The 506-nt window shown below is 80.0% G+C and carries 1 protein-coding gene; it reads right to left on the reverse strand.

The window, feature by feature from the left end; translation table 11 throughout:
* Positions 1–128 precede the first annotated feature (128 nt).
* Positions 129–506: DUF4129 domain-containing protein (locus ND748_RS33630; RefSeq protein WP_251750227.1), on the reverse strand; the 378-nt coding region annotated here is incomplete at its 5' end.

Raw genomic sequence — 506 nt, forward strand, 5'->3', positions numbered from 1 at the left:
CCCCCCCCCCGCCGCCCCCGCGCCCCGGCTGGCCCCGCCGCCCCGAACGTCGCTGCGATGGATCTGCCAGCCGTGGACGTGCCAGCCATGCTCGCCGCGGACGTTGGTCGCCGACCCGCCGTGCCTGCTCAGCCATCGCCGCTCCCCGAACTCGGCCCGGGCAGCGCGGTCGCGGGCCGTCCAGCGGGTGCCGCCAGAGCGCAGTGGCGTCGGCTGGCAGAGCGGGTCGGCAGCAGCGGGCGCGGGTCGAGGGCGGCAGCCAGCCGCTGGCGACGCCGGCCCTGGGCGGCAAGGCGGGTGCGCAGCAGGGCGATGAGGTTCCAGGCCTGCGCGGCGTCCGCGTCGGTGCCCCCCGTCCGGCTGTACAGGGCCTGGCTGACCAGCGTCGCGAGGGCCTGGACGGGCTCGGCGACCCCCGGCCCGAGCCTGGCCGCCGCGGCGGCGATCTCGCCGGGCGTGCGGGTTGGTCCCGTGGCCACGCCCCGTTCGGCCAGCCGGTCCCGGGC

This window comes from Frankia sp. AiPs1, from assembly GCF_023716945.1.
Classification (GTDB): Bacteria; Actinomycetota; Actinomycetes; order Frankiales; family Frankiaceae; genus Frankia.